The sequence below is a fragment of the Nocardia cerradoensis NBRC 101014 genome, assembly GCF_000308535.1.
In the GTDB taxonomy this organism is placed as follows: domain Bacteria; phylum Actinomycetota; class Actinomycetes; order Mycobacteriales; family Mycobacteriaceae; genus Nocardia; species Nocardia cerradoensis.
Genome location: NZ_BAFW01000377.1, coordinates 1 through 20,712 on the forward strand (window position 1 = coordinate 1; position 20,712 = coordinate 20,712).

The following is a 20,712-nucleotide window of genomic DNA, read 5'->3' on the forward strand; positions in this document are numbered from 1 at the left end:
CTATCTGGCCACCGCGCGCGTCGTGTCCGCCGATACCCACGTGGTGTCGTTATCGATTCAGTTCACCGTGGGGGCGGTGACCGCGCAGGGCCGGTTCGCCCAGCATTCTCCGACCGGTATCGAGCAATATCTGAACTCGCCGACGCGGGCTGTCACCTATCTGGGATTGATTTTGTCGGCCGGGTTGTACGCCGCGGCGCTGTGGGTATGGCCGACAGTGGTCCGCAGGCGACGTTTTCGGGTGCTCTATCGGGTAGGAATTGCAATTTTCGTCGCCGGATTCGTCTGCCGATTTCTCGTTCTGGTCGCCCAGCAGGATGGCGGTCTGTCCGCGATATCGGTAACGGGTGCACGCACCGTTCTCGAGACCCCGCTCGGAGTGGCGGCGGTGATCGCGGCGTCGGCCTCGATCATCGCCTTCGCGCTCGTCACCGGTGCCGCCCGCGCGGTCGTGGGGGCGGGTGCAGTGCAGGCCGCCGCCGCGGTTGTCGCGGTGACGCTGGACGGTCACGGCGGCTCGGTGCAGGGGTGGCCGTGGTCGTTCGCCGGCACACTGCTGCACGTCTACGGCATCACCGTGTGGCTCGGTGGTGTCGTCGTGGTCGCCTTCGTCCTGCGCGGGGTCCGGAATCGGGGTCGATGGCACGCGGTCGCGGTCGGGCACGTGGTGGCGGCCGTGGCCGGCGGAATCGTGCTGGCGGTCCTGCAGGTGCACCCGCCGGCCGCACTCGTGCACACCACCTACGGTCTGGCCCTGGTGGCGAAAGTCGTTGTGGCACTGGGCGTCGTGTCGCTCGGCTATCTGAGCCTGCGGTGGTTTCGCCGCACCGATACGATCGTCGGCCGGCCCCGGACCCTCGTGCTGGAGACGGCGCTGGCGGTGGTGGTGCTGGCGGTGACTTCGGTGCTGGCGACGCTGGCTCCGGCGAAGGACACCTACACCACCGATCTCGCGACCACGCTCGACTTCGGGGCGGCGCAGGTGCTGCATGTGGGCATCGACTCGATCCGGCACGGCCCGCAGCGGCTCACGGTCGACTACGCCCCGGCGAACACGTCTGTGACGCAGAGTGATTCCGCGACGGTGAGCGTCGACCTCTCATCGGAATCGGCGAATGTGGCCCGGCTGCCGGTGTCATTGGGTCGCCCTGTGACAGAGCGCGGATCGCTGGTGTGGCGCAGCGATCAGCTCATCGTTCCGGCACCGGGCAAGTGGAAAGTCACGGTCCGCTTCGACAGCGGCACCGGTCCGAAACTCGCCTCGTTCCACTACCAGGTTCTGTGAATTGCGAAATGTCGGATGTCACTTTCGTTTCCGTACAGAATTCGGGCTGCCGCGACGCGGATGGTGAAATAAGACTTATCGAATCGCGAAGCTCGGCTACGTTGTTCGGTGATGTGCCACTGTGCACACTTCAGGTGGATCGCGGAAGTACACGCGAATCCGCATCCGCGCGACCGTGTCGTCAGGGCACTGCCGTCATCGAACCCAGTATCGGAGTACCACCATGAAATATTCCGTTTCCGGCGGCCGCAAGCTGCTCGCCGTCCTGGCTGTCGGGGCGGCGGTGCTCACCGGAGGGTGTAGTTCGGCCCTCGGCGGCGATTCCGGATCCGGTGGCGCGCTGAACTCCGACCGCACTCTCACATTGGCCCTCTCGCGTCAGTTCACCGGTCTCAATCCGCACAACGGCGGCTCACCCGACAGTGACGGCTCGGTCAAAGGCACTGTGTACGAGGCGCTGACCACGCTGGATCCGAGCGGAGGGGTGCACCCGCGACTCGCCACTTCCTGGACCTCGCCCAGCCCGCTGGAATGGCGGTTCACCCTGCGGCAGGGCGTGCACTTCTCCGACGGGACGCCGCTGACCGCGCTGGATGTGGCGTGGAACTTCGCCGAACTGCTGGACCCGGCGACCAAGAGCCAGCTGGGCGCGCAATTCAAGATCTACGCCGATTCGGTGACCGCCGAGGGCGCCGACACCGTGGTGTTCCATCTGAAGCAGCCGGCGATCGACCTGCCCTCCCGGCTGTGGAACTTCTACCTCACCACCCAGAAGTTCTGGGAGACAGGCAATCTCAACACCCAGGCGCTGGGCACCGGCCCGTACGTGCTGAAGTCCATCGACTTGGAGAACGGTGCGCAGATCGAGGCGAACCCGGAATATTGGGGCACCCGACCCGCCTTCCCGCACGTGAAATATCGGGTGCTGCCCTCGGAGGCGGCCCGCGTCTCGGCGGTGCAGGCCGGTGAGGTGGATATCGCGCTGAATCTGGACCCGCTCAGCCTGGATCAGTTCGCCGGGAACAAGGACTACCGCTCCACGCTGTCGGACAGTTCTTGGGTGCAGGTGATCTCGATCAACTCGAACAAAGGCGGGCCGTTGGCCGATATACGGGTGCGCCAGGCGCTCAACTACGCCATCGACAAGAAGTCGATCATCTCCGGACTGCTGAAGGGTGCGGTACAGCCTTCGCAGGGGCAGATCATCGCGCCGCCGTTCTTCCAACCCAATCCGGCTATCACCGCCTACGACTACAACCCCGACAAGGCGCGGGCGCTGCTCGCCGAGGCGCGGCATGCCAACGACGTGGTGCTGACCCTCGACATTCCGGCCGGTACCTACGCCGCGGGCACCGCGATCGGGCAGGCCGTGGTGCAGCAGGCCGCCGCGGTCGGCATCAAGATCAACATCACTGAGACACCCTTCCCGGCGTGGCTGGCGCGCCAGAACCAGCCCAGCGACCAGGCCGCGGACCTGGTGTATATCGGCTGGGGCGCCTACTACAAGGACGCCTGGACCGTCTTCGACCCGTTCACCAGCAAATCCCGCTACAAGCAGAGCAATATCACCGACACGGTCTTCGACGACCTGGTCAACAGGCTGCAGGCGGCCACCGATCCGGGCACCGCGCGGGATCTGGCGAATCAGGCCACCCAGCGCTACCACGATCAGGCCCACACCGTCTTCCTGTGGCCGGGCACCTTCACCTCGTTGGTCCGCAACGGCCTGACCTGGGCACCGCGGACCACCCGCTATCTCTACGCACAGGAGGTCGGCCGGGCATGAGCGACGCGACCGGAGGTGGCAGCTTGCGTTACCACGCAGTGAGCCCCGAACGCCCGAAAAGGATGCTGCCATGAGCGAACGGCAACTGTTTCTCGCGGGATACGTTCTGTTTCCCGGCAATCACTACGTGGGTGCCTGGCGCCATCCGTATTCCGAGCGCGATTTCAACGATCGCACCCTGTTCGAGGATGTCGGGCGCACCCTGGAGCGGGCCAAATTCGATATGGCCTTCATCCCCGAAACCCTCGCCTTCAACCCGAATTTCGCCCGCTACGGCCTCAGCAACGCGATCAAGCACGAGCCCACCCAGTTGGCGGCGGTGATCGCGGGCGTGACCCGGCATCTGGGTATCGGGGTGACGCTGTCGGCCAGCTACGACGCGCCCTACCACCTGGCGCGCACCCTGAGTAGTTTGGACCAGTTCAGCGGCGGCCGGGTGGCGTGGAACATCATCATGAGCAAGGGGGAAGCGACCCAGGCGAATTTCCCGTTCGTCGAGGAGCTCGAACGCGCCGAACTCTACGACCGCGGCGACGAAGTGGTGGAATCGATTGTCGCGCTGTGGGATTCGTGGGCCCCGAATGCACTGGTGGCGGATGTGGAGACCGGGATGTTCGTCGATACCGACAAGGTCACCACACCCGATTATCGCGGCAAATACGTACAGGTGCGCGGACCGCTGACCCTGCCGCGCTCGCCGCAGGGCAAGCCGGTGCTGATCCAGGCCGGAGATTCTCCGCGCGGCAGGCGATTCGGCGGGAGGTGGGCCGAACTGGTGTTCGCGATCGAGAACAACGAGGCGGATCTGCGCGCGAAACGTGAGGATCTGCGAAGGCTGGCCGCTGAGGCCGGGCGTGACCCCGACAGCATCAAGCTCATCGCCGCGGTGCAGCCGATCGTGGGGGAGACCACCGAGATCGCCCGCGCCCGGCAGCGTTTCCTCGGCGAGCTCATCGACACCGACGCCGCGGTGGCATTCCTGAGCCAGTTCGTCCGCACCGATCTGACCGGATTGGATCCGGGCCTGCAGTTCACCGACGCGGTGGCGCAGCGCTCCACCGATGCGGCGGCGGGGGTGCGGCTGCTGGACAACCTCACCGCGCTGGCGGCCGGCAACGGCGAAACCCTGGGCAGCGAACTGACCCTGGGGGAGATCGCCCGGCACTTCGGCGCCAGTGAATTCACCCCGCAGCTGGTGGGCACCGGCGTCGAGGTGGCCGACCAGATGGCCCATCTGTTCGAGGTCGAGGCCGTCGACGGATATGTGCTCTCGCCCACGCACTTTCCCGGCGCCTTCGACGATGTGGCGCGTGCGGTGGTGCCGCATCTGCAGCGGCGCGGCATCTTCCGCACCGACTATGCCGACACCACCCTGCGCGGCAATCTGCTCGGGCGCAGATATTCCCCCGGAGGCTCGTGATGACCACGGCGACAACCGGCCGGGTTCTGCGGTTACCGTTGGACCTGCGGTACCTGGGGCGGCGGGTGCTCACCGGGCTGCTCGCGGTGTGGGGTGCGATCACTCTGGTGTTCTTCGCCCTGTATTCCAGCGGGAATCCGGCGATCATGCTGATCGCGCCCGACGCCCCGGCCGGGGAACTCGAGCGGGTCAGCAGACTGTACGGATTCGACCGGCCGCTACCCGAACAGTACGCACGATTCCTGCTCGCGATGATCACCGGTGATTTTCCGAAGTCGTTGCGCTACAACGACGACCCGCTGGCGCTGGCGCTGAATCGGCTGGTGCCCAGCGCGACGCTCGGTGCGGCCGCGCTGCTGTTCGGCATCGTCGTCGGCGGTGCGATCGGCTATGTCGCGGCCACCAGCCGTTCACCGTTGCTGCGCCGGCTGCCGGTGTCGGCGGCGACCGTGCTCGACGCGATCCCCGGATTCTTCCTCGCCGTGCTGCTGGTGCTGGTGTTCTCGGTGAGCCTGCATCTGCTGCCCTCCCGCGGTTCGGGCACCCCCGCACATCTGGTGCTGCCCGCGCTGACTCTGGGAATCTTCTTCGTGCCCAGCATCTCTCGCGTATTCCGCACCGCGCTGGTGGAGGTGCTCGACGCCGACCACGTGCGTACCGCGCGAGCCAAGGGACTGCACCCCGTGCGGCTCACGCTGCGTCATATCGTCGGCAATTCGCTGGGGTCGACGCTGAACGTGCTGGGTATTCAGGCGGGCGTCCTGCTGGGCGGGGCAGTGGTCACCGAATCCATCTTCTCCTGGCCCGGTGTCGGGCAGCTCTCGGTCAACGCCGTGCAGAACCGCGACTACCCACTGGTGATCGCCTGCGTCCTCGTCATCGCGGTCGGGTTCGTGGTGATCAATCTGGTGGTGGATATCCTTGCGGCACTGTTCGATCCGAGGATTGCGCGGTGAGCGCGCGCACGCACCGGCCGATCGCCGTGACGGCGGGGGCGGCTGTGCTGGTAGTCCTGGTGGTGCTCTCGCTGGCGGCGCCGCTGCTGAGCGTGCACGGCCCGCTGGATCAGGATCTGGGCGCGGTGCTGCGCCCGCCGAATGCCGCGCATTGGTTCGGTACCGACGAGCTCGGCCGCGACGTCTATGCCCGGGTGCTCTACGGCGGGCGCATCGGCCTGACGGTCACCGCGATCGCCTCGGTTATCGCGGCCACGCTCGGGCTGCTGCTCGGGCTGCTGGGTGCGCTGTTCGGCGGCTGGGTGGATGGTCTGGCCGGGCGGCTGGCCGATGTGCAGCTGGCCATTCCGAGTATCGTGCTCGCGCTGGTGATCCTGTCGTTCGTGGGCAATTCGTTGGTACCGCTGGTCGCTGTGCTGGTGTCGGGGTCGTGGGTGCTGACGTTCCGGGTGGTGCGCGGGCATGCGCAGTCGATCGTGCGGCGCCCGTTCATCGAGGCGGCGCGGCTGTCCGGCGCCGGGCGCTGGGACATCGCGGTGCGCCATCTGCTGCCCGGCGTGCTGCCGCTGTTCACGGTGGCGTTCACCCTCAACGCCTCGGCGATCCTGCTGCTGGAATCGAGCCTGGGCTTTCTGGGACTCGGGGTGCAGCCGCCCACACCGGACTGGGGATCGATGGTCGCCGACGGGCAGGCGCGCCTGGACAACGCGCCCTGGGTCGCGCTGTTTCCCGGTGCCGCATTGATCCTGGCCATCGTCGGTTTCCAGCTGACCGGCGACGCGCTGTCGGAACGGTTCCAGGGCGGCGTGCGCGGCAGCGGAACCCGACTGCTGCGCGCATGGCGTCGCCCGGACGTCGCGCCGGTTCGAGAGGAGACCCCCGCATGACCACCAGTCTGCTGACGGCCGCCGGCACCGCGGCGGATCCGCCCGGGGAACCGGTCGCGGTGGTGGCGAATCTGCGGGTCACTGTCGGCCCGGAGGATGCACCCACAACCGTGGTCCACGATGTCGGCCTCGACGTGAAGCGCGGCGAAACCGTCGGGCTGGTCGGCGAATCCGGTTCCGGTAAGACCATGACGGCGCTGGGCATCGCGGGCTTGCTGCCGCGCGGGGCGCGCCTGTCCGGCGGGCGAGTCCTGCTCGCCGGGCTCGATCCGGCACAGGTGCCGGCGCGGCGCCGGGCGCGAGCGGTATCCGATCGGATCGGCGTGGTGTTCCAGAATCCGACGGCTTCGCTGAATCCGCGCCTGACCATCTCCACCCAGTTGTTCGAGGCGCTGCCGCGCACCCTGCGGCGGCGCCGTGAGTGCGCCGCCCGTGCCGCCGAACTGCTGGAACAGGTCGGCATCGCTGACGTCGGCAAGACGCTGGCCGCATTCCCGCACGAACTGTCGGGCGGGCTCAACCAGCGTGTGATGATCGCGCTCGCGCTGGCGCGTCAGCCCGCCCTGCTGATCGCCGACGAACCGACCACCGCGCTCGATGTCAGCGTGCAGGCGCAGGTGCTGGATCTGATCGATCGGCTCAAGGTGGAGCTCGGCCTCGGCGTGCTGTTGGTCAGCCACGATATCGGCGTGATCGGCGACCGCACCGATCGCGTGCATGTCATGTCGGCGGGCCGGATCGTCGAATCCGGGCCTACCGCAGAGGTTTTGCGCACACCACGTCACGACTACACCAAACAGCTGCTGAGTGCCACGCCCGCGCTGCTGCGGCATCGCGACGGCACCGCCGAAGCGCCGTCCGGTCCCGCGCTGCTGGGTGTGCGCGAGGTGCGCCGCGAATTCCGGGTGACGGTGCCCGGCCGGGTGCGCCGGGCCCGCCACATCGCGCTGGACGGAGTGACGCTGGAGGTGCGCGCGGGTGCCGCGGTGGGCATCGTCGGCGAATCCGGTTCCGGCAAAACGACTCTCGCACGTCAGATTGTCGGCCTGGATCGTCCCGACAGCGGAGCGATCGAGTACGGCGGGGTGGCGTTGGACGCCCTCGACCGCCCGGCTACCCGGCAGTGGCGCCGCGCCGTACAGTACGTCTTCCAGGATCCCTACGGCGCCCTGGACCCCCGGCTGACGGTGGCGCGGTCCATCGCGGAACCGCTGGAACTCAACGGTGTCGATCTGGGCGGTACAACCGTCGACGAGCGGGTGCGTCAGTTGCTGGCCGAAGTCGAGCTGCCGGCTGAGTACGCACACCGCCTGCCGCACGAGCTGTCCGGCGGACAGCTGCAACGGGTGGTCATCGCCCGCGCGCTGGCCAACGACCCCACCGTGATCGTCGCCGACGAACCGGTGTCGGCACTGGATCTGTCGGTGCAGGCCCGCATTCTGCGGCTGCTCGAACGGCTGCGGCGGGAACGGGGCCTGACCCTGCTGCTGATCTCTCACGATCTGGCCGTCGTGCGGTTCTTGTGTGACGAGGTGGTGGTGCTGCAGCACGGCCGCATCGTGGAGGCCGGCGCCACCGGGCGCATCTACACCGAACCCGAACACCCCTACACTCGCGCGCTGCTGGCCGCAGTTCCGGGTAAATCCATCGAACCCTACCGGGGAGAGCTACAGTGACCGACACCGGCACAACGATTTTCGACACCCGCAGTGTGCTCTCGCGGCGCGGCGCGCACGAATCACCGCTGGGTGGATTCGGTCCGGCGGCGACCGCTGTGGCCCCCGACGCCATCCGGCTGCTCGGCGGCGTACCGGCCGACGAGGCGCTGCCGGCACAGCGGCTGCGAGAAGCCTTCGACTCCGCTCTCGGTGAGGGCTCGTCCTCGGTTGCCGCACTGCAGTATTCGACCGCGACCGGAATCGAGCAGCTGCGCGACCGGCTGGCGCGACACGAGGACACCGAGCCCGATCGGGTGCTGATCACCAACGGCGCCCTGCACGGTCTGAGCCTGCTCTTCAACGCGGTGCTGGACCCCGGCGACACGGTGGTGGTGGAGAGCCCGACCTTTCCGCTCGCCCTGCGCCTGCTCGGGCACTACGGCGCGCATGTGGTGCCCGTCCAGGTGACCACGGGTGGTCTCGACCTGAACGGGCTGGAAGAACGGTTGCGCGCGGGGCTACGCCCCAAACTGCTCTACCTGATCCCGGACTTCCAGAATCCGACGGGATCGGCCCTGCCGGCAGTGGACCGGTTGCGTGTGGTGGCGCTGGCCGAGCAGTACGGATTCCTCGTCGTCTCCGACAACCCGTACCGGGAACTGCGGTTCGCAGGAGAGGCGGTCGCCGACCTGAGCCTGGACAGCGACGCGGTCGTACGAGTGAACACCTTCTCCAAGACGCTGGGGCCCGGACTGCGGCTGGGCTGGCTGGCCGCCCCGCGCTGGCTGCTTCCCGTGCTGACCCGCTTGCGCAGCAATACCGATCAGCATTCTGCGCTGGTGACTCAGACCGCGGTCGCCGCATTGCTCGCTCGCCCGGGCGAATTCGATGCCATCGTGGCGGCCGCGCGAGCGATCTACCGCGAGCGTGCCACCGCGCTCACCGGGGCACTGCGCGAAACACTGGCCGGTGCCATCGAATTCGCCGAGCCGGAGGGAGGCATCTTCCTGTGGGCCAGGGCCACCGACCCCGATATCGATCTGGCACTCGTGCAGGCCAGAGCGCGGACGCTCGGCACCGACTTCGCCCTGGGGCGATACTTCGATCCGGACGGCGCGGCCGGATACACCCACCATCTCCGCTTGGGGTTCAGCAACAATTCCGTTCCGCGTATACGTACCGCCGTGCAGCGGTTGGCGAAGGCCTTCGAGACTCCCTGACACGGCGCTTTCACGCTCGCCGGCCCGGGCGGGTTCGGTTGGGATCGTGCATGCTCGGCGCCGCCGTAGGACCGATCGGCTCGCAGTTCATCGCGCCGGTTTCACCACGTCCCCGCTAACCGGGGGCATCGTCGAAGTCCGCGGCGTCCACGAGCGCAATCGCATATCCGTCCCGCGCCAGCACAACCGGGCCCGTGGCATCGGAAAGACGCTGTGCGGCAACAGCGAACGGTTCGTGCACCCCGACCACGGGCAGTGGAGGATCCAGATGGTCGGTCACCGGATCGGCGCCGGGCGCGCCGGCCAGCCGTGATGCCGACACCGCACCCAGGATTTCCGCGACCACGACATATCCGGCGCCTGCACGTGCCAACCGGACCGGCAGCGCGGTATCCGCGCCGAGCAGCTCACGGGCCCGCGCCACGGTCACATCCGACGGAACGGCCGCCGGAGCGTCCGCGTCCGCCGCGACCGCAACCCGGTCGCCGACACGAGGGCCGGGCGCGGTGGGCGCGGCATCGAAACCCAAGCGTCCCAGCCACTGTGGGTCGAAGTATTTGGACAGGTAGTTGCGCCCCGAGTCCGGTGCGATGGCCACCACCACGTCGCCGGGACCCAGTGCGCGCGCGACTCGCAGGGCTGCGGCGACGGCCGTCCCGGTCGAACCGCCGACCAGCAGCCCTTCCTCGCCGGCGAGCCGCCGCAACACCTCGAACGCCTCGGCATCGGGAATCCGCTCGATCCGGTCGACCACCTCGGGGTGATAGGACTGCGGCCACTCGTCGGTATCGGTGCGGGGATGCAGATAGTGCCCGATCGACTCCACATACCAGGCGTGACCGTCGCCGCCGCTGTAGATCGACGACTCGGGGTCGGCGCCGATCACCCGCACCTGCCCGCCGGAGACGGATTTGAGGTATTCACCCGTGCCGGTGATCGTACCGCCGGTGCCGATTCCGGTGACGAAATGCGTTATGCGACCGCCGGTTTGAGACCAGATCTCGGGTCCGGTGGTCTCCCGGTGGGCGGCCGGGTTGGCAGGGTTGTCGTACTGACCGGAGTACCAGGCGCCCGGAATGTCCGCGGCCAGGCGCAGCGCCACATTCTTCAGGAAGTCCGGATGCTGACGCGGCAGGCCGCCTGCTGTCACATGGACCTCGACGCCGTAGGCGCGCAGCAGAGCCAGTTTCTCGGCACTGGATTTGTCCGGTACCACGACGATCGTGCGGTAGCCGCGCGATGCGGCGATGGCGGCCAGCGCTATTCCCGTGTTGCCCGACGTGGACTCGACAACGGTACCGCCCGGGCGCAGCTCACCGGCCGCCTCGGCGGCGTCGATCATCGCGCGCGCGGCTCGATCCTTCACGCTGCCGAAGGGGTTCAGATATTCCAGCTTCAGGTACACGGTGGCGGTGATGCCCTCCGTCACCCGGTTCAGGCGGATCAGCGGTGTGTTCCCGATCGCGTCGGCGACCGAGTCGAAGACACCGAGCTGCCGGTCGGCGACGGTCATGAGTTTTCCTTTCTCCTGCGACAGCCCCGCCCGGTTCGCCGAGGGGTGATCGCGTTCGGATTCGATGTCAGGACGCCGGCGCCTGCACGAAAGTCAGCAGAGATCGCTTACGCACGGTGAAGCCGAGGGTTCGATACAGCGCGATGGCCGTGGTGTTGCCCGCGACCGCGTGCAGGAACGGGATCTCGCCGCGCGCACGGATTCCCGCGCCCACCGCACGGACCAGCCGGGAGGCGTAGCCGCGGCCGCGGAATTCCGGATCGGTACAGACCGCGCTGATCTCGGTCCACCCGGGTGGGTGCATCCGCTCACCCGCCAGCGCCACCAGCCGCCCGTCCACCCGCAGCCCCAGATAGGCGCCCATCTCGATGGTCCGCGCGAGGTAGGGGCCGGGCTCGGTGCGGGCGATCAGTTCCAGTATCTCCGGCACGTCGGCGGCGGTGAGTCGCACCGCGTCCGGATCGTGTGCGACACGCAGTGCGGAACCGTCCATCTGGACCGTTTCCAGCGTCCGCAGCACCCGCCAGTCCGGCGGTGGCCGATGCCCGTAGCCGCGCAGCGCGGTACCGCCGCCGGGGCCCAATACGGTGGCCAGATCGGCCCAGTCCTGCGGGTCGAGGCTCGGCGGGTGACCGATGAATGCCGAGACCGCCGGGTCGTAGCGCCCGATCCGCCCCACCCAGGTGGCGAACCGGCTGTGCGCCCCGCGCAACGAGGTCCGCACCGGATCGTCGAGTGGATGCTGCGCGTGGAGACACCGTGCACCGCCGCCGTATTCGACGCCCTGCTCGGATCTGCCCTGCTGCACGGTCACGTGATCCTCCTCCGCCGGGGCTCCGAGGCAGCACGCTAACCGCCCGACCGCCGACCCACACCGTTTGCGCTCACCGCAAGCCGAACGGACAGCCCTCGCCGTCCCCAGTTCGGCGAATCGAGTGGTCGATGCAGGGCGAAGTCGCGCAGTGTGGCGGTTCGTGGCCCTCGAACCATCGTGATCCGAAGGCCGGTCCAGGTGTGTTTGCGCAGTTCCGCAGGGCCGCATCGCTTTCGGAAACGCCCCCGGCCCGGCCGCGGACTCCGCGGCCCGGCTTACCCTGTGGTTCTCCGGGAAGTCTGTCCCGATTCTCTCCAGTGAAGGTGAACCACGCGCGTGAGCACATCATCGATCGGCGACAACATCGAGACATCGAACACCGGGAGCCAGGGGGACACCGAAAAGCTCTTCGGCACAATCGATTCGGAGGTCCTGCGGCGCTGGCTGGCGGACGACGACGAACTCGCGGTACTCGACATCCGGCCTGCCGAGGTGGTCGGTTACGCGTCTCCGCTGTTCGCCAACAATCTGCCTGCCGAACGCGTGGCCGCCGAGATCGACCGATACGTCCCGCGCGCACGCGTGCGTACGGTGCTGGTCGATGGTGGTGACGGCGTCGCGGAATCCGTCGCCCGAGTGCTGGCCGCCGCCGGTCGCACCGCGGTTCATGTTCTGGCCGGAGGTATTCCGGAGTGGACGCGTGACGGGACCGACGACCTGCCGACGTTCGATGTTCCCGGCCAGGCGTTCTCCCTCGGCATTCGTGACGAGCGCAAGACGCCGGCGGTCACCGCCGCCGAACTCCAGGCACTACAGGACGGCGGCGCCGACGTCGTGGTCATCGACACCCGCACACTGCCGGAGTTCACCGCCGGTCACGTGCCCGGCGCGGTCGGTGTGCCGGGTGCCGAGTTGCTGCTGCGGTTCGCCGACGTGGTGCCCTCGCCGGACACCCACGTCGTCGTGTCCTGTGCCGGGCTGCCCCGGGCCATCATCGGGGCGCAGACCCTGATCGATGCGGGTGTGCCGAACAAGGTTTCCTACCTGCACGAAGGCACGAAGGCGTGGCAGCAGGAGAACTTCGAGCTCGAAACCGGCGCCACCGCCGTCTACGGCCCGGCGGACGAGGCGGCGCGCGAGTACGCCGCGCAGCGGGTGCGGGCGATCTCCGCGGAGGACGAATTCGATCGGATCACCGCGGACACCGCGCGGGTGTGGGCTGCCGATCCGGACCGCACCACGTACCTGCTCGACGTGCGGACACCCGAGGAGTTCGCGCGCGAGCATCTGCCCGGATCGATCAACGCCGAGGGCGGTCAGCTGCTCGGAGTGGCGTATCGGACCATCGCCGTACGGGGTGCTCGGGTGGTTCTGATCGACGATCTCACCGCCGCCCGGGCATCGGTGGTCGCACACTGGTTGCAACGCCGAGGCTTCGACATCGCCCTGCTGCTCCACGACTTCCGGCCATAAGCCTGACAGCGCGCCGCGGCCCACTCGACGTCGCTGCCGCACCGCGTCGATCCAGCGAAAGGTCATGCGAGTGAACGCAGGAATCTTCCGGCAGCAGGACTATCGCATTCGCCTCGAGTGGGGACCGCAGGGAGTCGAGCAGCTCGGCCCGGAGTGCGGGGCACTGATTATCGTCGATGTTCTTTCCTTCTCGACATCGGTGGACATCGCGGTATCCCGGGGCGGTCGGGTACTGCCGCTACCGCTGCGGCGCGCCGATCCCCGGGCCGCCGTCGAAGCCGAGCGAGCCGGTGCCGTGCTGGCCGCCGCGAAACACGACAGTGGATGGTCGCTGAGTCCCTCGTCCCTGCTCGACCTTCCGGCGGGCACGTTGCTGGCGTTGCCGTCCCCGAACGGTGCGACGCTGTCGGCCCGTGCCGCCCACTACGATTCGACCGTGTTCGCCGGCTCGCTCCGCAATGCCGATGCGGTCGCGACGGCCGCGATCGCCGCCGCCGGTGATCGGCCAGTCGGCATCGTTGCGGCGGGCGAGCGGTGGGGAATCGTCGACGGGCCGCTGCGTCCGAGCCTCGAAGATCACCTGGGGGCGGGCGCGATCGCCGCCGCACTGCTCGCACACGATAGCGACGGCTCGCCGGAGGCGCGACTCGCCGCCCTCGGATTCCGCTCCGCGACAAGCGAATTGCCCGCACTTCTGGCCGAGTCCATCTCCGGCCGGGAACTGACCGACATGGGGCTGGCTCACGACGTACACCTCGCCGCGCAGTGGAACGCCAGTACGACCGCGCCCGTGCTCATCGACGGAATCTACGGACAGTGAACGTATTCGAGCGATTCCCACCGTCGCCGGCTCCGAACCGGAGACTGCGCGGAGCTCAGCGCCGCCGAGGCTGAGAAATTGCTCCGATTGTGGACGTTCTGCTGTCGCAGCGGGGAAAGTCCGGCCGCGAAGAGCTCGACCGAGTCGGCGCAACCGTGCGATGGTCGGACCACGCAAGCGGCATTCCCGGCCTGCGAGACTGGGACGGTCGCCGCGGCCGGATCGCCCGTAACGTCGCACGCCATGAACTCAACCCGCTCTCGCTGGATCCGGGCCGCCGCCGTCGTGATCGCCGGTGTTGTCGCGTTCGCATTGCATCCGGTGGTGAACGGGGCGGTGGCGCATGCCGCCCCGCCCGACCGGTCGCCCGTCGTCGTCTACATCGTCGAACACGGTGAGCCCGTGGTCACCGATCCGGCATTGCCATTGTCCGACAATGGCGTTCGGTGGGGTAGAGCGGTGTCGGCTGTGCTGCACGATGTGGCGTTCACCAACGTGTACGCCTCGAGCGCGCTGCGATCGAAACAGACCGTTTCGTTCACCGCCGACAGCCACGGGCTGCCGGTGGTACAACTGCCCGACAGTGATCCGCGCACCCCGTCCGCCGATGCCGCCGAGCCCATCGCTCGGGCCGTGTCGGCACTACCACCCGGTTCCGTCGCCCTCGTCGGCGGCAACACCGAGAATATCTACCGAATCATGAACGCTCTGGGCATTCCGGTGGTCCCCGGCTGCGGTGAAGGTCAGCGCTGTGTGCCGTGCCTCGACAAGACCTGTTTCACTCCCACGGCACTGAGCACCATCTGGCAGCTGACGCTGTACGGCTCACTGCCTCCTGGCGTTTCGCCGGAAACGGGATTGCAGCGGATTCGCCCCGAAACCGCCAATGTCATGAATCTGCCGAATCCCTCGGGGTCGTAGCTCTCGTGCCTCGGCACAACGAGTCCGTCGGCAAGCCGAGTCCGTCGAAGAGGGAGGTCGACCCGGCTCCCCATCGGGGGATGTGCTGAATACTTCGACGAATGGTTGCCCCCACCCTGTTCGACACACCGTTGCTCCATCGCCTTCAGCACTGTGAGCGGATTCTGATCGCCGGTGCCGGTGGCGGGTTCGACCTGCTCAGCGGTCTGCCGATAGCCTTCGCGCTGCACGAGCACCTCGAGACGATCTTCCTGGCCAACCTCACCTTCACACCCGTCACACGCACCGACGCACGACCGGTAGCGGCTGGAGTGTTCGAAGTCGACGCCGACACGGACTGCCCGGTCTCCTACTTCCCGGAAAAGCACCTCGCGGTGTGGTTACGCGATCACGGCTACCCGGACCGGGTGTTCGCGATCCGCAAAGGCGGACCCGCCGACATCCGAGCAGCCTACGCATGGTTGGCCCGCGAACTGAGCCTGGACGCGATCGTTCTCGTCGACGGCGGCACCGATCTGCTCATGACCGGTGACGAAGCCGGACTCGGAACACCGGTCGAAGACGTCACCAGCCTGCTGGCCGCCCACACCCTCGACCTGCCGGTCAAACTTGCGGTCTGCGTCGGATTCGGTGTCGACACCTACCATGGCGTCTGCCACGCGCACTTCCTGGAAAACGTTGCTGCCCTGTCCAAAAGCGGCGCCTACCATGGCGTGTTCGCTCTCCTGCCCGGCATCGCCGCCACGGACGCATGGCTCGACGCCGTCGACTGGGTCCAGCGTCGTACTCCCGGACGGGAGAGCATCGTCTGCGCGTCGATCACCGACGCCGCCCGCGGCGAATACGGAGATCACCACTCACTGACACGCACCCGCGCGAAAGGCGCCGAGCTGTTCATCAACCCGCTGATGTCGATGGTCTGGGGATTCGACCTCGACGCGGTCGCGGATCGCGTGCTCTACCGCAATGACATCGCCCACACGACAACGCCATTCGAAGTTGCGGCCGCCATCGAAGCGTTCCGTGACCACATCCCGCTGCGGCCACGGCGGACCATACCGGCTTGATTCCGCGGCCGCGTCTCGATCCCGAAACCCATTTCGCCCCATGGTCGCCAGTGGCGGCGGTCACTCTTGACCGATCGAAGTCGGTGACGATAGTTTCGAACCGACATGAACTTGGGGGGTGAAATGTCTTCTTCAACAAGACGTTTCGTTAGCAAAACAGTAGCTGTTCTTGCTGTCGTCCTCGGCGTCTTCGGGATGCTGGTGGTCGCGGCGCCGGTAGGGTCTGCCGATCCGTTGGACTGCGGGGCGGTCGCCGCGCGGATCGAGTCGCACAATCAGGCTGCCGCGGTCCACAACGCGAATCCGCCGAATCCGTCGGATGAGGCAGCGGTCGCGGCCTATAACGCCGAGGCCGAGCGCGGCAATGCCGAGATTCCGGAATTGCAGAGCCTGGCCGAACAGTGCCGGGCCGAGGGGCACGACGTTCCGCAGGTCGGTGCGCCGCCGAAACCCGATGCGCCGCAACCGTGCCCGGCCGCGCTGATCATCGCCGCGGCCGCACCCAACCCGAGCTGCCCACCGAGCCCCGCACCGGGGCCCGCGCCGTCGCCGAGTCCGGCGCCGGCGAAGCCGCGCACGCCGTCGGTACCGTTGCCGCCGCGCTCCTCGACCGGTCCGGCGCTACCGAATCCCGCGATGGCGTTGCCGCCGTTGTCGCGGATCATCCGCAATCCCGCGATCCCGCAAGGTGGCACGTACAGTCCGTCGACATTGATCGGGAACCCCGCTCCGGCGCAGGCGGCGCTGCTGCCCAACAGCATGGTGAACGGCCCCAACGCCTTCCGGGTCGTGCCCGCACCCGCGAATCCGTTGCAGGCGCCCGGCGCTACCGGTGGGATCGGGCCGGCGCCGGATATGACGGCCATGCAGCAGGAGTTCTTCGCCAACGCCTTCCAGATCCAGCGGGCCGCGCAGGGCGTACTACGGCCGAGCAACGCCATGCCACAGGTGTTCGCGCTGCCGAACCCGGACGGCACCAACCCGGTCGCCGATCAGACCCCGGTCATCCTCATCGCCGGCGATGGCGGCAACGTGCTGGCCGCACCGCTGGACGACTACAACCGTTCCGGCGGCCTCGTCGGCTACATCACCCCCGCCATGGTCGGCACGGGCGGTTCCCCCTCGATCAAGATCCCCGGCGCGAGCAGGCCATATCAGCGCGGACACCTGTGCGCCAACGTCAACGGCTGCCCAGGGGATCTGCCCCAGTTCCTCACTCCGGAACTCGGCGCGATCAACACCGGCATCATTCGCGACTGGGACGTCGAGATCAGCAAGGTCGTCAGCGGCGCCAGAGTTGCCGACGGGATCCCGCAGCAGAACGTCTCGCTGGGCAAGATCCCGCTCTACGTCGGCGACAACGCCATCCCCGACTACATCTTGATGTGGGCGATCGGCGACAGGGGATGGAATCCCGGGCCCGTGCTGATCCAGAATTTCTGACAGGATCGAGACGATGACCGCCTTCGACGAGCTCACCACCTTGCTCCCGCCGCCACCGGCACGGCCGCCGGTGGCGTGGGACGCGACCGAGGCCGAGCTCGGCGTCGAGCTGCCGGCCGAATACAAGCGGCTTTACAACGCCTACGGCGATGTCCTGTGGTGCAACGCATTCCGGTTGCTGGGCCCCGCGCCCGACGAATGGGACGATCTCGCCGCTCGCACCCACCTAGCCCGCGGCGACCTGCTGCCACCGGAACAATTGCTGCCGCAATGGCAGCCTGCGGTGCCGGCCGGGGTGTCGATCGAACCGGCACAGCTGATCCAGTGGGGCGCCCACGAGGGCGGGGACTATCTGCTGTGGTATCCCGGACCGGATCCGGCGGTGTGGACGATCATCCTCACCAACGTCCACCAATCCGCGTGGTTGTTCACCACCATGCCGGTCACCGACTTCCTGCTGGCCTGGACCACCGGGACCCTCGACCTGGGAGGCAACGACTACTTCGACGTCGCCCACTACCTCGACGGCGAGCCGCCGTACTACGAGATCGACAATCCCGCAGGCGATCTCGCGGGCGGTGAGCCGATCCGGGTACAAGCCACACCCTGAACCGACACCGCAGAAAGGGCGATGGGGTGACGCGCGTCGTTCAGCCGCCGCCGGCTGCGGTCGGCGAGGCCGACCGGTGCCATTCCAGGCGACGTGCTGAGCGGAGCACGACCGATTCCCCGCGCTTCGATCACCCCGTGCTCCGAGTCGCTTCCCGATAGGGTGCCGCTGTGGATGCCTACTCGAGTTCGGACGCGATGGCGCTGGCTGCTCTGGTGCGGTCGGGTGAGGCCGAGCCGGCCGAATTGCTGGAGGCGGCGCGGGCGCGCGCGGCCGAAGTCAATCCGCGGATCAACGCGATCGTGGCCGATGTCGATCCGGCCCGTGCTGTCGAGGCGGACGACGCGCCGTTCGCTGGGGTGCCGTTCCTCATCAAGGACCTTCACCAACATCTCGCCGGCTATCCCACCAGCGGCGGTTCGCGGTCGCTCGCGTCGGTCCCGGCGACCGAGAATGCCACGGTGGTGCAGCGGTGGCTCGATGCCGGGCTGGTCATCTTCGGCAAGACCAATACCCCCGAATTCGGCGCCAAGGGAATCACCGAACCCGAGTTGTTCGGTCCGGCGCGCAATCCGTGGAATACCGGCCACACGCCCGGCGGCTCCTCCGGTGGCGCCGCGGCGGCGGTGGCCGCGGGCATCGTGCCGTGTGCGGGTGCCAGCGACGGCGGTGGCTCGATCCGGATTCCGGCCTCGGCGTGTGGGCTGTTCGGGCTCAAGGCTTCTCGCGGTCTGATCCCGGCCGGTCCCGTGCACGGTGAATATCTGGGTGGAACCGCCACCGATGGCGTCATCTCTCGTTCGGTGCGAGACACCGCCGCCATGCTCGATGTGCTGGCCGGCCCCACTCCGGTTGGGCCCTACCTGGTGGCACGGCAGCAAGGAAGCTATCTCGCGGAGGTCGAACGCGCCCCGGGGCGTCTTCGGATCGGCGTGTGCACAGCCAGTTCGGTCAATCCGGCGCCCCATCCGGAGGCTGTGGCGGCCGCGAACGGAGCGGCAGAACTCCTGGTGAGCCTCGGCCATGACGTGGTGGAGTTGGCTCGCGTTCCGTTCGATGACGCGGCGTTGGCCAAGGATTTCCTCACCACCTGGTTCGTCGAGTGTGCCTTCTCGGTGGACGAGGCCAAAGCCGCTGGGGGCGTGGGGGATTCGGGTTTCGAACTCGACACCCGGCTCATGGCCGCGCTGGGTAGCGCGATCAAGTCTGTCGATTTGACTCGTGCCGTCGAGCGGCGGCACCAGTACGTGCGGCGGCTGGCGGAATTTCACGAGTCCTACGACTTGCTGCTCACTCCGACGACAGCGACTCCGCCGCCTCGGATCGGGGCATTCGATCTCTCGCCGACGCTGCGCACCGCACAGCGATTGCTGCTGACCGCCCGCGTCGCCGGGCTGCTGCGCTGGACACCGATCGTCGACCAGCTCATCAACGACAACGTGGGCTGGGTTCCCTACACCCAATTGGCGAACATCACCGGCCGTCCCGCCATCAGCGTGCCACTGCACTGGACTCCCGACGGGCTGCCGATCGGCGTCCAGTTCGTCGGCCGCCTCGGGGCGGAAGGGCAGCTCATCCGGCTGGCCGCGCAGCTCGAGCAGGCCCAGCCGTGGGCCGACCGCCGCCCCGACCTCTGACCCGCCGTCTCGGGTCGATCCTCGATGGCCGTCGGCGGGCTCGAGAACTCCGGCCCGGCGGCCGGGCCTCCGCGTCGCCATCGTCGCCGCAAGGCTGGTGGGCGAATCGAATGCGGTGAGAACGTTTCGGACGAGCGGGCGCGGTGTCAGATGGTCGCGACGATTTTGCCGATGTGGGTTCCCTTTTCCAGGTGGTGGTGGGCGGCGACGATGTCGTCGAGGGTGAATACGGTGTCGATGGTGGGTTGTAGTGCGCCCGTGCGGATTCCGGCGGTGAGGAAGGCCGCGATGCGGTGGACCGCGCCCGGGTCGAGGGTGTGCTCGAAGCTCATGTACCGGATCATGGTGATCGGACCGGCCGGATACGGTGCGGGCCGGGGATCGAGCCAGCCCACGGTGACCAGGGTGCCGCTGAATGGTTTGGCCGCACCGGCCAGCTCCGCCAGGCCGGGGCCCATGACGGAGTCCAGGATGATGTCGGCGCCGGCCCCGCCGGTGTGCTGCTGCGTGGCCTCGACGACATCGTCGTGGTCGGTGACGATGACCGCGGCGGCGCCGGCTGCCAGCAGGGTGTCCTTCTTGGCGGTGCGGCGGGTGACGGCGAGGGGGATTGCGCCGATCTGATTCGCGATCTGGATGGCGGCCAGGCCGACGGCGCTGGAAGCGGCGGTGATCAGCACGTGGTCGCCGGGTCGCATCGCGGCCTTTTCGACGAGCGCGCCGTAGGCGGTGGAGTACGCCACCCACAGCGCTGCCGCGCCGATGGCGTCCAGCTCGGCGGGCCGGGCGATGATCCGGTCGGCCGGCAGCACGAGGTGTTCGGCGTAGGTGCCGTTGGTGTCCATGTCGGGTACTGCGGTGACGATGACCGGATCGCCGACGGACCATCGCTGTACGCCGGCGCCGACAGCGTCGATGGTGCCGGTCGCCTCGACGCCGAGGCGGGCGCGGGGAAGGCGAATCGGCCGCGGCGACATGCCGGTACGCACCATCTGGTCGAGCCGGTTGATGCCGACCGCTTCGATCCGCAGGCGCACCTCGCCGGCGCCTGGGGTGCCGACCGGTTCGTCGGCGATACGCAGGACTTCGGGGGCGCCGGTTTCGTCGAAGACGACCACTCGTGACATGAGGGCTCCTGATCAGACAATTTCTAGTACGTTCGTTCTATGAATAGAGATAGTACAGTCGTTCTAGAAATGTCA

The 20,712-nt window shown here is 67.9% G+C and carries 17 protein-coding genes; 14 read left to right on the top strand and 3 right to left on the bottom strand.

Features of this window, described 5'->3' with window-relative positions; genetic code table 11:
• The 7 genes from ON23_RS32510 to ON23_RS32540 form a co-directional block, all read left to right on the top strand.
• Window positions 1-1,285 (top strand): CopD family protein (locus ON23_RS32510; RefSeq protein WP_039783150.1); only part of this gene is annotated, 1,285 nt, incomplete at its 5' end.
• 223 nt (window positions 1,286-1,508) lie between these two features.
• On the top strand, window positions 1,509-3,071 hold the full coding sequence (locus ON23_RS32515) for an ABC transporter substrate-binding protein (RefSeq protein ID WP_039783152.1): 1,563 nt from the start codon (window positions 1,509-1,511) through the stop codon (window positions 3,069-3,071).
• A gap of 70 nt (window positions 3,072-3,141) precedes the next feature.
• Entirely contained in the window at window positions 3,142-4,491 is a 1,350-nt protein-coding gene (locus ON23_RS32520) for an NtaA/DmoA family FMN-dependent monooxygenase (RefSeq protein ID WP_039783154.1), read from the top strand.
• Complete coding sequence (locus ON23_RS32525; RefSeq protein WP_051043662.1) at window positions 4,491-5,447, top strand: ABC transporter permease; 957 nt, start codon at window positions 4,491-4,493, stop codon at window positions 5,445-5,447. The genes ON23_RS32520 and ON23_RS32525 overlap by 1 nt, the downstream gene beginning before the upstream one ends.
• Window positions 5,444-6,334, top strand: coding sequence for an ABC transporter permease (locus ON23_RS32530; RefSeq protein ID WP_051043663.1), 891 nt, complete (start codon window positions 5,444-5,446; stop codon window positions 6,332-6,334). The genes ON23_RS32525 and ON23_RS32530 overlap by 4 nt, the downstream gene beginning before the upstream one ends.
• Entirely contained in the window at window positions 6,331-8,010 is a 1,680-nt protein-coding gene (locus ON23_RS32535) for a dipeptide ABC transporter ATP-binding protein (RefSeq protein ID WP_039783156.1), read from the top strand. The genes ON23_RS32530 and ON23_RS32535 overlap by 4 nt, the downstream gene beginning before the upstream one ends.
• Window positions 8,007-9,212 (top strand): aminotransferase-like domain-containing protein, encoded by a 1,206-nt coding sequence (locus ON23_RS32540; RefSeq protein ID WP_051043664.1) that lies wholly within the window; start codon window positions 8,007-8,009, stop codon window positions 9,210-9,212. Before ON23_RS32535 ends, ON23_RS32540 begins: the two co-directional genes overlap by 4 nt.
• A 115-nt stretch (window positions 9,213-9,327) precedes the next feature.
• Here the strand turns inward: ON23_RS32540 and ON23_RS32545 are convergent, their stop codons facing one another.
• Window positions 9,328-10,725, bottom strand: a complete 1,398-nt coding sequence (locus ON23_RS32545) for a PLP-dependent cysteine synthase family protein (protein ID WP_039783157.1) — start codon at window positions 10,723-10,725, stop codon at window positions 9,328-9,330.
• A 67-nt stretch (window positions 10,726-10,792) separates the two neighbouring features.
• Window positions 10,793-11,449 (bottom strand): GNAT family N-acetyltransferase, encoded by a 657-nt coding sequence (locus ON23_RS32550; protein ID WP_039783193.1) that lies wholly within the window; start codon window positions 11,447-11,449, stop codon window positions 10,793-10,795.
• 426 nt (window positions 11,450-11,875) lie between these two features.
• On the opposite strand from ON23_RS32550, the gene ON23_RS32555 reads away from it, so the two are divergent.
• From ON23_RS32555 to ON23_RS32585, 7 genes are all read left to right on the top strand, one after another.
• On the top strand, window positions 11,876-13,012 hold the full coding sequence (locus ON23_RS32555; RefSeq protein WP_210743229.1) for a rhodanese-like domain-containing protein: 1,137 nt from the start codon (window positions 11,876-11,878) through the stop codon (window positions 13,010-13,012).
• A gap of 70 nt (window positions 13,013-13,082) precedes the next feature.
• On the top strand, window positions 13,083-13,832 hold the full coding sequence (locus ON23_RS32560; RefSeq protein WP_218001140.1) for a 2-phosphosulfolactate phosphatase: 750 nt from the start codon (window positions 13,083-13,085) through the stop codon (window positions 13,830-13,832).
• A gap of 243 nt (window positions 13,833-14,075) precedes the next feature.
• A complete protein-coding gene (locus ON23_RS32565) occupies window positions 14,076-14,753 on the top strand; it encodes a histidine phosphatase family protein (protein WP_039783161.1) in 678 nt (225 codons plus the stop codon).
• A gap of 101 nt (window positions 14,754-14,854) precedes the next feature.
• Window positions 14,855-15,820 (top strand): DUF1152 domain-containing protein, encoded by a 966-nt coding sequence (locus tag ON23_RS32570; protein WP_039783163.1) that lies wholly within the window; start codon window positions 14,855-14,857, stop codon window positions 15,818-15,820.
• A 195-nt stretch (window positions 15,821-16,015) separates the two neighbouring features.
• On the top strand, window positions 16,016-17,263 hold the full coding sequence (locus tag ON23_RS32575; RefSeq protein ID WP_039783164.1) for a hypothetical protein: 1,248 nt from the start codon (window positions 16,016-16,018) through the stop codon (window positions 17,261-17,263).
• A 13-nt stretch (window positions 17,264-17,276) separates the two neighbouring features.
• Window positions 17,277-17,873 (top strand): SMI1/KNR4 family protein, encoded by a 597-nt coding sequence (locus ON23_RS36355; protein ID WP_051043665.1) that lies wholly within the window; start codon window positions 17,277-17,279, stop codon window positions 17,871-17,873.
• A 197-nt stretch (window positions 17,874-18,070) separates the two neighbouring features.
• The gene (locus ON23_RS32585) at window positions 18,071-19,510 is read left to right on the top strand and encodes an amidase (protein ID WP_051043671.1); all 1,440 of its coding nucleotides are present in this window, start codon (window positions 18,071-18,073) and stop codon (window positions 19,508-19,510) included.
• Window positions 19,511-19,656: 146 nt separating this feature from the next.
• Here ON23_RS32585 and ON23_RS32590 read toward each other — a convergent pair whose 3' ends face one another.
• Window positions 19,657-20,637, bottom strand: a complete 981-nt coding sequence (locus tag ON23_RS32590) for a zinc-dependent alcohol dehydrogenase family protein (RefSeq protein ID WP_039783168.1) — start codon at window positions 20,635-20,637, stop codon at window positions 19,657-19,659.
• Between the last annotated feature and the right edge of the window lie 75 nt (window positions 20,638-20,712).

Excerpts from the sequence above, each read along its gene's own strand:
- ON23_RS32585 (WP_051043671.1), top strand. The coding sequence starts at position 18,071 with ATGGCGCTGGCTGCTCTGGTGCGGTCGGGTGAGGCCGAGCCGGCCGAA.
- ON23_RS32545 (WP_039783157.1), bottom strand. The coding sequence starts at position 10,725 with ATGACCGTCGCCGACCGGCAGCTCGGTGTCTTCGACTCGGTCGCCGAC.
- ON23_RS32590 (WP_039783168.1), bottom strand. The coding sequence starts at position 20,637 with ATGTCACGAGTGGTCGTCTTCGACGAAACCGGCGCCCCCGAAGTCCTG.
- ON23_RS32515 (WP_039783152.1), top strand. The coding sequence starts at position 1,509 with ATGAAATATTCCGTTTCCGGCGGCCGCAAGCTGCTCGCCGTCCTGGCT.
- ON23_RS32525 (WP_051043662.1), top strand. The coding sequence starts at position 4,491 with ATGACCACGGCGACAACCGGCCGGGTTCTGCGGTTACCGTTGGACCTG.
- ON23_RS36355 (WP_051043665.1), top strand. The coding sequence starts at position 17,277 with ATGACCGCCTTCGACGAGCTCACCACCTTGCTCCCGCCGCCACCGGCA.
- ON23_RS32535 (WP_039783156.1), top strand. The coding sequence starts at position 6,331 with ATGACCACCAGTCTGCTGACGGCCGCCGGCACCGCGGCGGATCCGCCC.
- ON23_RS32565 (WP_039783161.1), top strand. The coding sequence starts at position 14,076 with ATGAACTCAACCCGCTCTCGCTGGATCCGGGCCGCCGCCGTCGTGATC.
- ON23_RS32520 (WP_039783154.1), top strand. The coding sequence starts at position 3,142 with ATGAGCGAACGGCAACTGTTTCTCGCGGGATACGTTCTGTTTCCCGGC.
- ON23_RS32575 (WP_039783164.1), top strand. The coding sequence starts at position 16,016 with ATGCTGGTGGTCGCGGCGCCGGTAGGGTCTGCCGATCCGTTGGACTGC.
- ON23_RS32570 (WP_039783163.1), top strand. The coding sequence starts at position 14,855 with ATGGTTGCCCCCACCCTGTTCGACACACCGTTGCTCCATCGCCTTCAG.